This window comes from Paraburkholderia sp. BL10I2N1 (assembly GCF_004361815.1).
Classification (GTDB): domain Bacteria; phylum Pseudomonadota; class Gammaproteobacteria; order Burkholderiales; family Burkholderiaceae; genus Paraburkholderia.
In genome coordinates this window covers 2250259-2263072 of sequence record NZ_SNWA01000002.1, presented here as the reverse complement: position 1 = coordinate 2263072, position 12814 = coordinate 2250259, and the positions used below count along the sequence as shown (strand labels likewise).

Here is a 12814-nt window from a genome sequence, read left to right as displayed (position 1 = left end):
CGAACGATCTATGACAGTTCGTTCAGAATTTCCGAGGGCGGAAACCAGTAACGAGGATCAGGTTGGGCCACTGCCCGGCCGCGATCGCTGCCCCCAGGGAAGCGGTGCTGCGGCCGGATCACGCAGCAGACTCTTCCCAACGTCAGATCGCCACCGCCCGACACTCCTTGGCAGTGGTGCGACACGACTCCATGCACGCCTTGCAGACCTCATGCTTGTCAGCGTGTTTCTTGCATTCCTCCGCGCAATCGTTGCACGCGTCCAACGCGACCTTGGCGAGACCCGGAAGGTAGCGGGAGTCCTGGTTGGCGAGCGCTTGTACCGCAGTGACAAGGGCAAGCATTTGCACGACGCTCTGGGAGCACGCGGCCATTTCCTTGTCGCCGGTTGCCAGAAGGTCGAGGCAATGGGTCACACAGACTTGCCCCTTCGACACGCACGCCCCCGCCGCATCAGCCAGCGCCTTATAGTGTCCAGCATGATGCATGTGTGGGCTCTCCTGGGCTGAGGCCCGCTCTGCAGCTGCCAACGCGGCAAAGGCAAGCATTCCGGTACCGACTAGTGCTTCACGTCTGTCCATGTGAAATCCCTCTCAACGAAAATTACCGGACGATGACACTTCCGGAAGTCCGCAGAATGACAGCCGCCGGGAAACGGGGCTGCATCCGACGAATGCTAACACCAAAGGAAATACCCAAAATCAAATTGTCGGATCTGGACCATCGACGGTCGGCGCAGACCACGGTAAGCAAACTTTCACGAGTTATGCGAGCCGGATCTTTTCCGAGGATCTCTCACAACCGGCGAGTTGGCGTCAAGACTGCGCGCGCTGGGAGACCGACAAGGAGTAGGAGCTGAGAGTCCTCTGCAATGAAGGTTTAGCGAACCGCAGGTTCTTACCCAAGTGCGCCAATCGCATTGACACGAAATCGTCGGTCCATCCGGCTAGAAGATGCGTCAAGGCGGTTGCCCGAAGGTCGTGGCCAGTAACCGTCCGCCTTCGGTGCAGCTGCAGACGGTCGACGGATTCGTTTGGCAGTCCGTAACGGGTCGCGTTCTGCCGATCGCAGCCTTCCGATGCTTCATGGTGCGCATGCCGATTGCATGAGGCAGGGACCGGTAGAGTCGAGTTGTGGCGCGGTAGCATTAGGTTCGGTTTGTCTGTTTCCGCCCCTTTCGTCTGGCGGTGCCCGAATATCCTTGCCTTAACCCCGTTTCCACAACCCGCTCAGCGGTAGGGTCGAGAACTGGCGCGCGCACCGATAGGCGCCGGTGGTGATTCCACCGCTTTCGCGATGGCCCGCAATCCGGCAACCATGGTCACGTTTCCAGCTCCCGCCACGTCGAACGCAGCGGGCCGATTTCCGGCACTACGCTCTCCTGTTTGCTTCATGTCAAGATTTATGGGACCTATCATGCTGGGCGCGCTTTCGGTGCGGCAGCACGACGAACACGATAGCCGTTGAACAGCTTCAGTTCCTCATACAACCAGCGCCTACTCCACCGCTTCCAGCCGAAGCCCCGCCGATTCCGGGAGCGCCCCATGTGGCGCCTGATCTTCTTTTCTACCCAGTCTTTGATGAAGCTGAAGCACTCGCTGGAATGTCCAACAGCGAAGTAATTCACCCAACCGCGTAACACTGGATTGATCAGTTCTACCACCCGATCTACCGGCTGCGACTGGTATCGCCGAAACACCTCTTTGAGCTTACGCAATAACGCCGTGCGCTTCTTCAGCTTTGGCGTATAGTGCGCCCGCCACACCTGCCTCTGTACGCTGCGGAGTCGACGGAAGTCGAATCCCAGAAAGCCGAAGCTCTCTGAGCGGTCTAGATTAACGGAGCGGCTCTTCTCTTCATTGACCTCAACCTGCAGTTTGGCAAACTCTTCCCGAAGTCGCGTGGTCACCGCCCTCAGCAGCCACGCATGGCGCGGATGGGCATCGATCAGCACCACCAGATCGTCAGCGAATCGGGCATACTCGACGTAGGTGTACTTCCCGTTGCGCGTGGCTTCTTTCGCCCGCTCCAGCATACGGTCTACCTCAGTGAGATAGATGTTACTGAGCAACGGTGAAATCACCCCGCCTTGCGGAACGCCTTGTTTGCCCGACGCCGTCAGCATCAGCTTCAGCAGATGCATTACGTCGTCGTCCTTGATCCGACGCGCCACTTTTTCAAGCAGTAGATGATGCCGAACTGTGTCAAAGTAGGCGCGCAAATCAAGGTCTATGACGCGGGTCTTGCACTGAACAATCGCCGTCGCCACCCGATGCACCGCTTCATGCGCGGTACGCTTCGGACGATAACCATACGACCCCGGTTGGAAGTCTGCCTCGAAGATCGGCTCCAATATGAGCTTGAGCGCACCCTGGACCACCCGGTCACGGATTGCCGGAATCGAAAGGACACGGACCTTGCCCCCGTCCTTCGGGATTTCCTGCCGCCGCGATCGTAGCGGTACGTAGGCACGCCCGATCAGTTCGTCCCGTATCCGCTCGAGGAACGCCTCCACGCCTTGCGCCTCGATGACCTCAAACGTCACTCCGTCGATACCCGGAGCGCCGTTGTTCCTTCTGGCCAGCGCATACGCTTCGCGCAGCGTGTCCATCTTGCAGACATGGACGTACAAACCCCAGAAACGCCAGGACGGTTCAGCCTTCGCCTTGACGTATATTCCCCGCCTCAGGTCCTGCAAACTGCTGGACGCCTTTGTCATCTCGTCCTTGCCTCCCGTGTTGTCGAGGAAGTTACAAACAGCAGGGCCCCTTCGCTCCGCCAGCGTTACCCGGCTTCACCGCTACTACGGACCCATCCGCCACCCTCTCGCCTTCGGTCCACTTCCCGGGTTCGCCGGTTATAGGACCTACCTTGCTCCCGCGATTTCGCGCCGGGGCGAGGAGGGTTTCTCCAGTTGCTCAGCATGTCCTTGTCATCGTGCCGTCGCTTCCACCCCGCCGAAGTGGAATAGCCGTATCGGTCAGATTTCGGCTACCCATGCTGCCTTCACCCTCACGGTTGCGGGCTCGGCCCTCGGAGCTTTTCATTTTCGAGGCCACATCTACGTTCACTTTTGTTACGGCCCGATGACTCGCGCATTCCCCTAGGAAATGCCTGTCGATAGGCTTCAGAGTCTTGGTTTCCCGCCACCCTGCTATCCAAGCTACGGGGCCTCTGACTTCTACCCCGGCAGGACTGACTCCTGCTGAACACGCCAGCCTTCGCTGGACGCACAACCGGACATGCAGATCTCCCGCATCCGGCTCTCGGACAAGACATCACGCCTTCGTACACGGCGAGTCACTGCCAAGGTCCTTGTAGACGAACGAGACCAAAGTGCCCGTAGAGGTGCGAGGGTGGATAGCTCCCGCCCCTGCGACGTCTTACCTTGTGCTTGGTACGTAACCACCGACGCAACCGCGTGCTGGTGTAGCTGTCGAGTGCCCGATACGCACGACTGACCGTACCTACCTTGAAGTAGTTCGCCCAGCCGCGTAGCGTGCGATTCAACTTGCCCACCAACTCCGTGGTATCGAGCCACGTCATCGAAGCAGCGGTTAGCGCATGGACTTTCTCAACCATGCGTCGGATACTCTTCTTCGACGGACGCATGCCCATACGGGCTTGGCCAGTCGTTGCTGAGTACATCCGCCCAAACGTGTAACCCAGGAAGTCGAATTCCCCTTCCGGAACCTTGCAGATTTGTGTCTTCTCCTCGTTGACCGTCAGCTTCAGCTTGCCCATGATCGCGCGCAGTTGCAGTAAGGCCTCTTCGGCCTTGCCTCGCTTGCACAGGATCACAAGATCGTCCGCGTAGGTCACGATTCGACTGCCAAGACTGCGCTGAAGTCCGAGCTTCTTCCATGCCAACACAAATCGGCGCATATAAATATTCGCCAACAGTGGTGAAACGGGTGAGCCTTGCGGAATGCCGCGCCTGCTGTCCTTGGCCTCCGTTGTACGTGTCTTCCGACCACGTTTGTCGGTTTCTTCAACGGAGCATTCCAGCCACATCCGGATCAGATGCAGCACGTGCCGATCCACGATGCGCCGCGCGAGCGACAACATCAACTCGGCGTGGGGAATACTTCCGAAGTAGTCCGCGAGGTCGGCGTCCACGACGTCCGTTTGCCCTCTATGCAGCCGCTCTTCCACCTCGATCACCGCTTGCTGGGCGTTGCGGCCCGGCCGGTAGGCGTACTGCTCTGGTGGAAGGTCCGCTTCGAAGATCGGTTCGAGCACCAGCATCGCTGCTGTCATGCACACCCGATCTCGCAAGGTCGAGACGGTCAACGCGAACTGCACAAGTGCTCAACGAGCATTTGGGATGGGCTGAGATCCGTCATCCGTTTCATCCCCTCAGGGGCCAACGCTTTCCCGTGCTGAAGGCCCGCCGCGTCGCAGGCATCGAGACACTGATTCTGCGCGATACAGATCGCGGCAGCTTTAGCATTGCGCGCGAATGGACCGACTGGGGTACACCGTCCGTCCACGACGACACCATCAGCCCCGTGTGTTATTTCGATCTGCACATGTTGCTGGAGCTGATCGCGTTGATCGACCAGCTTGCCGCTTCGTCGCCCAAGAAGTCATCAACCAAAGGAGCTTGATCAATGCGATTTCTTGACCTACTATCAGACCAGTTTTACACGTGGTCCGCCAATGGAAGATATTCCGTCATCCTCTTTACGCAGACGCCGCGCGCAATTGCTCAAGCAAATGCCGGCGTTGGAGACGCTTCTGCGCGGCTCGCTCATCGAGCGCTACAAGCGCTGCGGCAAACCGGGCTGCAAGTGTGCAGACGGCCCCGGTCACGGTCCCAAGTACTACCTGTCCGTGAGCTTTCCCGGCCGCCGGCCGCAAATGGACTACGTGCCGCAAGCCGATTACACCGACGTCGCCGAGCACCTGGCGAACTATCACCGCGTCCGCGAGATCATCGAGGAGATCTGCGAGATCAACCGCGAACTATTGCGCCGCCGCGAGGCGCTCTGAGGGACGCCGGTGAGCCAGTCGTCGCTGTCGCTCGCCAACTTCATCGATCCGCAATCGGCCGGCGTACTCATCGCCAACATGCTCGAGGCCTGGCTCACCGCCGAGCCCGCGCTGGGGCTGACCGAGGAGGCCTTCGATGAACACCAAGATCACCCCCCAACATCAGAGCAAACCGGCGTACATCTATATCCGCCAAAGTACGCTGGCCCAGGTACGGCACCATCAGGAGAGCACCGAGCGTCAATACGCGTTGCGCGACAAAGCGCTGGCACTGGGTTGGCCGGAGACGGCGATCCGGGTCCTGGACCGCGATCTCGGCCAGTCGGGGGCGCAGATGACGGGCCGCGAAGACTTCAAGACCCTTGTAGCGGACGTCTCGATGGGGAACGTGGGTGCTGTATTCGCACTGGAGGTTTCTCGCCTGGCACGCTCGAATCTGGACTGGCATCGCCTGCTCGAGCTGTGCGCGCTCACCCATACGCTCGTGATCGACGCCGATGGCTGCTACGACGCGGGCGACTTCAACGACGGCCTGATACTTGGTCTCAAAGGTACGATGGCACAGGCCGAACTGCACTTCTTGCGCGGCCGCCTCCAGGGCGGCAAACTCAACAAGGCGAAGAAGGGTGAGTTGCGCTTTCCACTGCCCGTCGGCTTGTGCTACGGCGATGACGGCCACATCGTCCTGGATCCCGATGACGAGGTACGCGGTGCCGTGCAGCTCGCATTCCGTCTGTTTCAGGAGACCGGCAGCGCGTACGCGGTTGTCAAGCGCTTTGCCGAAGAGGGCCTGCGCTTTCCCAAGCGTGCCTATGGAGGTGCCTGGGCAGGTCGACTCATCTGGGGGCGCCTGAGTCACGGACGCGTTCTCGGCTTGATACGGAATCCTTCCTATGCCGGCATCTATGTTTTTGGACGATACCAGTATCGTCAGCGCATCACACCACAGGGAGAGGTCCATAAGCACGTACAGCCGGTTCCGAAGACAGAGTGGCGCGTTCATCTGCCAGACCATCATGATGGATATATCACCCCGGAGGAATTTGAGCGCAACCAGGAACACCTGGCGCAAAACAGGACCAACGGCGAAGGTACCGTGCTCAGTGGTGCGGCGCGTGAAGGATTGGCGCTGCTTCAGGGGCTGCTGATATGCGGCGGCTGTGGTCGGGCGTTGACCGTTCGCTACCAGGGTAACGGCGGCCTTTACCCATTGTACTTATGCAGTGCCCGTCGCCGCGAGGGGCTGGCGACCACAGATTGCATGAGCATGCGCAGCGAACTACTTGACAACGCAATTGGCGAGGCTATATTCACCGCCCTGCAACCAGCCGAACTCGAGCTCGCCGTGACCGCCCTGAGCGAACTCGAGCAACGCGATCATGCCATCATGCGCCAGTGGCACATGCGCATCGAACGCGCCGAGTATGAGGTCGCACTCGCTGAACGTCGCTACCAGGAATGCGACCCGGCCAACCGTCTGGTCGCAGGTACCCTCGAGCGGCGCTGGAATGACGCGATGCTTCACCTTGAGGCGATCAGGACGGAAGCCGCCCAGTTCCAGAGCCAGAAGGCACTCGTCGCGACGTCCGAACAGAAAGCCCAGGTCCTCGCACTGGCGCGCAATCTGCCGCGCCTCTGGCGGGCGCCGACCACATCAGCGAAGGATCGCAAGCGCATGTTGCGACTGCTCATCCGGGACATCACGGTCGAGAGACGGTCCGCCACGAGACAAGCGGTGCTGCATATCCGCTGGCAGGGCAGCGCGTGTACTGATATCACCGTGGACTTGCCCAAGCCGGCTGCCGACGCGATGCGTTACCCCGCCGCGTTCGTCGAACAGGTACGCGAACTATCGCAGCATCTGCCTGACCGGCAAATCGTGGCGCACCTCAATCAGGACGGCTTGTGCAGTTCCACCGGCAAATCGTTCACGCTTGAGATGGTCAAATGGATCCGCTACCGGTATCGAATTGAAGTAACCTGCTTCAAGCGGCCGGACGAGCTCACGGTACAGCAGCTCGCTCATCGGCTGCATGTCAGTCCACACGTCGTCTATTACTGGATCGAGCGCCAGGTAGTCCAGGCCCGCAAGCTCGATGGGCGGGGCCCGTGGTGGATCACGCTGGATGCCGCCAAGGAACGGCAACTAGACGATTGGGTGCGTACTTCAGGGCATCTACAGCGGCAACATTCCAACACTCAACTGTGAGAGGTGCATTATGAAGTCACCGTCGAGATGCCCAGTGGCCTCAACTTGCCATTGGCCTTCGGGATAAACACTCTTCTGATAGGGTCCGGCCGGTAATTCTCCTGCCTGAGCGCAAGCGCCAGTTCGCCGAGCCATTTCTGCACCCCATACGCTTCGACCTCCGCGAAGTCTTGCCGATCGACACCCGGCGCGCCCTTGTTCGAGCGGCACTTGGCGTACGCATGCGCCAGCACATCCTCGCGATAGATCTTGTCGTACAGCGCGTAGAAGCGATACCCGGCTTCTGCCTTCGCTTTCGCGTGTAACGCCATCTGCAGCTTCTGAACACGAATCGGAGTTGATAGGTTGCCCAATCTCCACGTCCTCACTACGTATTGCGTCTGTCTTGAACTGAGGCCCCTTCCCTCCACCAGCATTACACCAGCTTCAACGGTAATACGGGCCTCTCCGTCACCCCAAGGCGCCCGGCCTGTCCCTCGCGGGCGTCCGGTTGGTCATCCCTGACCACGCCAGGGGGCTTCCCGTGTTGCGTGCGCTTCCCTTGTGTGCATGCTGTCGCCACTACCCCGGCGCAGCGACTGGGCGTCCTGCCTGCTCGTTCACCCAGCCGTATCAGATCCTATGTATCGGGACATCTGCGGGTAAACCGAACCGAGTCATAAAATCAGTTGGTCGAACCTTGCTACGAGGAGAGGCATCATGCGCACCGATCAGACGTTCACGACGGGTAGTAATGAGGAACTCGTGCTCGCGGTCTCGCTCGAGCTGGCCGCCAGCAAGTGGAAGGTCGCGCTGCACGATGGCCGGCGCGAGAAGCCCGCCGTCCACACGGTCGCGCAGCCGCTGGCCGCCGACCGCCTGCAGGCCGTCCTTGACGTCATTGAACAACAGAAGCTGAAGTGGTCGCTGCCGGCCGGCGTGCGCATCGTCGTGAGCTACGAGGCCGGCCAGGACGCGTTCTGGATCTGTCGCGCGCTGCAGGCGCGTGGCATTGAATGTTACGTCGTCGATCCGGCCAGCATTCCGGTCGAGCGCCACAGGCGACGCGCGAAGACCGACCGGCTCGATGCCATCAAGCTGGTGATCAACCTGCGTGCGTGGCTGCGCGGCGAGCGCGACCGCATGCATGTGGTGCACGTGCCCTCCGCCCAGGATGAAGCGTCGCGCCAGCTGATGCGCGATCGCGGGCAACTGCACAAGGAAGTGAACCAGCACTTCGACCGGATGCGCAAACTGCTGGCCACGCTCGGCTGCTGGGATGAGGTCCACCACAGGGCCTTCGCCGGCCGGCTCGCCCGTGACGAGGTGCGCTGTCATGACGGCACGCCGCTGCCGCCCGAGCTGCGTGAGCGCCTGCTGCGCGAGTGCGAACGGCTGGCGTTGGCGCAGCAGCAACTCGCCACGCTGGAGAAGACGCGACAGACAAGCGTGCCGGCGCCCGCGCGCCAGCGCAGCGATGCCCTGGCGCGCCTGAAGGGCATTGGCGAAGTGGGCGCGTCGCGCCTCGCGCTCGAACTGTTCTGGCGGGAGTTCAGCAACCCACGCCAGGTGGGCGCGTGCGTCGGGCTGGTGCCGCAGCCCTGGGACAGCGGCGAGAGCCAGACAGACCAGGGCATCAGCCGGCAGGGCAACCGGCGCGTGCGTGCCCTGCTGGTCGAGATGGCGTGGTGCTGGCTGCGCCACCAGCCCGGCAGTGCACTGACACAGTGGTTCAACCAGCGCACGCAGGGCACGGGACCGAACCGCCGCGCGCGGCGCATCGCAATCGTGGCGGTGGCACGGCGCCTCGCAATTGCCCTGTGGCGCTACCTGAGGGACGGTGTCATCCCTGCGGGCGCACAGTTCAAGTCCGCCTGAGCGCCGCGTCAGCCATCGCGCAGAGCCAGGAAAATCCGACGAGTCATGGGAGGTGCATATGGTCTGAAGCGAACATGCCCGTGGGGAAGGCGGGTTGCTCACGCAACCGATTTTTCAGATGGGGCATGTTCCCGCTCACGAGGTCGGCACAACGCGCATACCGGATGAGGCTGGCCCCAGTGCCAGCGGATAGAAGTCGGTGGGACGTCAGGTCCCACGCGCGCGGCGATTTGGCTTCAGACCAGACGGGACATCGAATCGATCGCAGCAATGGAAGGCCGAAATTCGCCCTGCAGGCTGGCGAACGCAATCACCTGCGCTCGCCCGCCCGGGCCAGCCTATTGCGCCTTCGCAGTGTCAAGGGTCGCTGCGCTCAGGCTTCACCTGCCCTTGACACCGCTACGGCGCTTCTTTACGAGCCCGCCCGATGTGCATCCATGTGTGATTCGCAGTCAGTTCGCGTGAAACGCCTTGACAACTTGCTGCTCATAGAAGCCTTCCCCGATATGGCAGTCAGGTCGGCCTGCGCATCGTCCTTTTTCGAGGCTTGCTCGGCGTTCACTCGCGTTACGGCCTGCACACTCGCGCTGTCACCGTATTTCGTGACACGCTTCACCGAAGGCTTCAACCGCTTCGTTACCTCCACGATTGCTCCGGTTGCTTCCGGCTGGAGCGGTTGCCGGGCGGGGCTTGCACCCGCTGGGAAAAGCGCCGCCTTTGCACGGCGCACGCCAGGAAAGGACATTCGACAGTGCGCCGCTAACGGCAGTTTCGCACTGCTAACAATTAATAATTGCCGAAGTCTTCGGGACTGCCGCTTGGACAACGTAGTTCCGAGGTCCGTCGACACGACGTATTCTGCTTCCCACTCTGGGCTGCACCGCGAAAGCGGTGGTATAGCCATGCCGTACAACTCCGAACGTCAATCAGGAGATGACCGCGCAGGTCACTGCCGCAGGTCTTCGCGAATCATGCAATTGTCGAGCCCCAACCTGAAAAGATCGGCTGGCAACTGCTTGCCGATGAAGACGATCTTCGTTTCACTCTCGTCAACCCCACCCCACGGCTTGTCGATGTTCGCACCGAAGATCATGTGCACGCCCTGGAAGACGGTGCGACGGTCAACGCCATGGATATCAAGCACCCCCTTGTAGCGCAGCATGGCCGGGCCCGCTACCGACGATGATGGGTGGCAGGCGAGCCTGGTTCTCCCGCCTGCGCGCTGCCATTGATCACCCGGTCGCTGGCCCGCTCCTCTACCGGCTCAACGTCAGCCGCCATGTCGTCACCATGATGGCGAGAGAGCACGTTTACAGTAATCCTGACTGGCTTGGCAGCGATCGTCTCGCGGCCAAACTCGCAGTTACCCGCGCACCCGGAGCGCGGCACAGCTCGGTACGCTTTGTGACCGGTGCACTTGACAGGGTCGACAACCGCTCAGCGTTCCTTGATCTTGCCCGCCGAGCCAATATTCCGCTCCTCCTGATTTACGGCGATCAGACACCGCCGAGATAGCGTGCCGAAATGGAGGCGTTAGCACAATTGCCGAACGTTCAGGTCGAGCGGGTCGTAAAGGGCAAGCTCGCGATTCACGAAGAGTTTCCGGATATCGTCTCCATCGCCGTCAGGCGGTTTCTGACAGAATAATCGCCGCCTGAGCCAATCAATGGCAGCACGGCATAGCCTGACGCTCCGGAGTGAACGCGCGCGGCGCTGGCGAGGGGCGCTCCCGCAACGCGCGCTGGTGGAACCTCGCCCAGCGCGAGTCCAGCCGTATCACACCGCTGGTACGCGATGCATCTCCGATTCGGCGAACCGGCGCTGGCTCAACGACGCACGCTTCTTGTCGGGTCCCGCTTGAAATCGATTTTAGCTAAACGCTAGATTCCATTGCACATAGCGTAGCTGACCAGTTCGCCCCCGGGCACCGACAATCTATGGATTGAGAGATGATGGAGTGAAACCGTGTGAACGAGTCTTGGGCGCTTGCGTTAATAGCGGTATCCGTCCGCCACCTGGATAGCAGGTGCAATGTTTGATGCGAGCCGTGACGCGCCTGCGGCTGATCATCCTGCTCTCGTAGGGCAAACGTTGCCCGACGGAACTGGTTGAGGCGGACGATGCGAAACCCGGACGCATTTTCCCATATCTGAAGATATTGCATATAGCATGGTTGGTGAGCCGACGACGAGACGCGTGTCTTCACCGGGTATTTGCGCACGCTGCTCGAAAGCATGTTCAGCGATAGGGCCGGGCCCGGAAAAGAAGACCCTTGACACACCTTCAGGAGAGTCACCATGAGCACCTGTCACGAACCACATCATACCCATCACGATCATCAGCACGGTCCGAAATGGGGCCACACGGCGATCAGGCATAAGGATCACGTCGACTATCTGCACGACGGTCACCTGCATCACCCGCACGGTGATCATGTGGACGAACATCAGCTCGAAGTGAGCGCGACCAATCCGGATCAATGTACGCCTGACTGCGGCGGCCACGAGTCGGGTCACGTCCACGGACCCGGGTGCGGCCACGAAGCGGTGCCGCATGGCGATCACGTTGATTATCTTGTCGGCGGTCACCTGCATCATCCGCACGGTGACCACTGCGACGACCACGGACCGGTCGAGCAGGTGACGTCACCCTGAGCGAAATCGAAACCTGGATGCCCTGACGGGCGCCCACAAACCAACGCAGACACGTTGGGACCAGCCTCAGCCTCGCGCGACTGAATACCGGGAGGGCAGTGCCCGCTCATCCCGCAGCCTCGTGTGCATCATGGTGCAGTCCAGCCTCTGGCCAACTGGGGCCATACGGCGGGTGGTCCGATACTTCGCCGCGACCATGTGAAACGTACACGGTCCGAACGATGATTGGGTCTTATCCAAGGCCACCTGCTATACCCCGTTGCAGCGGGTCTGGTTGCTAATGCCTGGCTTCAGCAACTTTTGGCAGACCACGCGGGCCGCCTGCCCCGGCGACGAGTCGCCCCAGCGCATAGGAAATCGCACCGAACGCGCCGACGAAAAATCCCACGGGCCAGTTCGACTCGTACGAGAGAACAATCGCGGCCCATACCGTGACCAGCGAAATGCCCACCGACAGGAACATGGCAACAACCGGGCGGTCGCTCAGGGAGCGCGCGGCAGACGCGGGACCCACCATCAGACTGAACACCAGCAACGCCCCCACCACGGGCAACGCCACCGATGTTGAAAGCGCAAGTATCGCCAGAAACCACAACTCAATCCGTTTGCTCGATACGCCCCTGGCCCCCCCGAGTTCAGGTGACACGGCGGTCAGCAGAAGCGGACGAAACACAAGTGCGATAAGCGCGACCGACACAACGCTCATGATCGCGATCGGGGCAAGATCACTGTTGCTGACGCCCAGCACTTCTCCAAAGAGCAGCGCATAAACCTCCTGTGAGTACTCGCTTGTCATGCTCAGGAACAGTGCCCCCAACCCGAGCAGCGTGACGAGACAAAGTGCCGTGGCAACTTCGGGCCGCCCCCTGCGGCTGAGCTGGCTGATCCCGATAACGCCGATGACGGAGAAGGCGATCAGACCGAACAGCGGGTTGACACCGATAAGGCTTGCGGCTGCAGCGCCAGGAAAGGTTCCAAGCGGCAACGTGTGTGCGGCGAACGAAGCCCCCCGAACGACGACAAAGAAGCCGACACAACCGGCAACGGCCGCAACGATGGTCGCGACGACCCACGTGTTGATCATGAAACTGGAGAACATC

Annotated in this window: 11 protein-coding genes; 5 read left to right on the top strand and 6 right to left on the bottom strand. The window is 60.8% G+C overall.

Features of this window, described 5'->3' with window-relative positions; all coding sequences use genetic code 11:
- Positions 1–142 precede the first annotated feature (142 nt).
- From B0G77_RS32305 to B0G77_RS32295, 3 genes are all read right to left on the bottom strand, one after another.
- A complete protein-coding gene (locus B0G77_RS32305) occupies positions 143–580 on the bottom strand; it encodes a four-helix bundle copper-binding protein (RefSeq protein WP_133665932.1) in 438 nt (145 codons plus the stop codon).
- Between the two features lie 833 nt (positions 581–1413).
- Positions 1414–2718 (bottom strand): group II intron reverse transcriptase/maturase, encoded by a 1305-nt coding sequence (ltrA, locus tag B0G77_RS32300; protein ID WP_133665931.1) that lies wholly within the window; start codon positions 2716–2718, stop codon positions 1414–1416.
- Between the two features lie 581 nt (positions 2719–3299).
- The gene (locus B0G77_RS32295) at positions 3300–4265 is read right to left on the bottom strand and encodes a reverse transcriptase domain-containing protein (RefSeq protein ID WP_279571365.1); all 966 of its coding nucleotides are present in this window, start codon (positions 4263–4265) and stop codon (positions 3300–3302) included.
- 41 nt (positions 4266–4306) lie between these two features.
- On the opposite strand from B0G77_RS32295, the gene B0G77_RS32290 reads away from it, so the two are divergent.
- The 3 genes from B0G77_RS32290 (at position 4307) to B0G77_RS32280 (ending at position 7203) form a co-directional block, all read left to right on the top strand.
- Positions 4307–4609, top strand: a complete 303-nt coding sequence (locus B0G77_RS32290; protein WP_133665930.1) for a Y4bD/Y4pK family protein — start codon at positions 4307–4309, stop codon at positions 4607–4609.
- Positions 4610–4661: 52 nt separating this feature from the next.
- A complete protein-coding gene (locus B0G77_RS32285) occupies positions 4662–4994 on the top strand; it encodes a DUF6788 family protein (RefSeq protein WP_133665929.1) in 333 nt (110 codons plus the stop codon).
- Positions 4995–5130: 136 nt separating this feature from the next.
- Positions 5131–7203 (top strand): recombinase family protein, encoded by a 2073-nt coding sequence (locus B0G77_RS32280; RefSeq protein ID WP_133665928.1) that lies wholly within the window; start codon positions 5131–5133, stop codon positions 7201–7203.
- An 8-nt stretch (positions 7204–7211) separates the two neighbouring features.
- Here the strand turns inward: B0G77_RS32280 and B0G77_RS32275 are convergent, their stop codons facing one another.
- Positions 7212–7514: a hypothetical protein gene (locus B0G77_RS32275; RefSeq protein ID WP_243751296.1), complete on the bottom strand. Its 303-nt coding sequence runs from the start codon at positions 7512–7514 to the stop codon at positions 7212–7214.
- A gap of 388 nt (positions 7515–7902) precedes the next feature.
- Here B0G77_RS32275 and B0G77_RS32270 point away from each other — a divergent pair, with 388 nt between their 5' ends.
- Complete coding sequence (locus tag B0G77_RS32270; protein WP_133665927.1) at positions 7903–9060, top strand: IS110 family transposase; 1158 nt, start codon at positions 7903–7905, stop codon at positions 9058–9060.
- Between the two features lie 946 nt (positions 9061–10006).
- Here the strand turns inward: B0G77_RS32270 and B0G77_RS32265 are convergent.
- Positions 10007–10222, bottom strand: coding sequence for a GTP-binding protein (locus B0G77_RS32265; RefSeq protein ID WP_133665926.1), 216 nt, complete (start codon positions 10220–10222; stop codon positions 10007–10009).
- 1135 nt (positions 10223–11357) lie between these two features.
- On the opposite strand from B0G77_RS32265, the gene B0G77_RS32260 reads away from it, so the two are divergent.
- On the top strand, positions 11358–11714 hold the full coding sequence (locus B0G77_RS32260; protein ID WP_133665925.1) for a hypothetical protein: 357 nt from the start codon (positions 11358–11360) through the stop codon (positions 11712–11714).
- Positions 11715–11991: 277 nt separating this feature from the next.
- Here the strand turns inward: B0G77_RS32260 and B0G77_RS32255 are convergent, their stop codons facing one another.
- Entirely contained in the window at positions 11992–12813 is an 822-nt protein-coding gene (locus tag B0G77_RS32255) for an iron chelate uptake ABC transporter family permease subunit (protein ID WP_133665924.1), read from the bottom strand.
- Position 12814: the final 1 nt, after the last annotated feature.

Excerpts from the sequence above, each read along its gene's own strand:
- B0G77_RS32305 (WP_133665932.1), bottom strand. The coding sequence starts at position 580 with ATGGACAGACGTGAAGCACTAGTCGGTACCGGAATGCTTGCCTTTGCC.
- ltrA (WP_133665931.1), bottom strand. The coding sequence starts at position 2,718 with ATGACAAAGGCGTCCAGCAGTTTGCAGGACCTGAGGCGGGGAATATAC.
- B0G77_RS32285 (WP_133665929.1), top strand. The coding sequence starts at position 4,662 with ATGGAAGATATTCCGTCATCCTCTTTACGCAGACGCCGCGCGCAATTG.
- B0G77_RS32280 (WP_133665928.1), top strand. The coding sequence starts at position 5,131 with ATGAACACCAAGATCACCCCCCAACATCAGAGCAAACCGGCGTACATC.
- B0G77_RS32275 (WP_243751296.1), bottom strand. The coding sequence starts at position 7,514 with ATGGCGTTACACGCGAAAGCGAAGGCAGAAGCCGGGTATCGCTTCTAC.
- B0G77_RS32270 (WP_133665927.1), top strand. The coding sequence starts at position 7,903 with ATGCGCACCGATCAGACGTTCACGACGGGTAGTAATGAGGAACTCGTG.
- B0G77_RS32265 (WP_133665926.1), bottom strand. The coding sequence starts at position 10,222 with ATGCTGCGCTACAAGGGGGTGCTTGATATCCATGGCGTTGACCGTCGC.
- B0G77_RS32260 (WP_133665925.1), top strand. The coding sequence starts at position 11,358 with ATGAGCACCTGTCACGAACCACATCATACCCATCACGATCATCAGCAC.
- B0G77_RS32255 (WP_133665924.1), bottom strand. The coding sequence starts at position 12,813 with ATGTTCTCCAGTTTCATGATCAACACGTGGGTCGTCGCGACCATCGTT.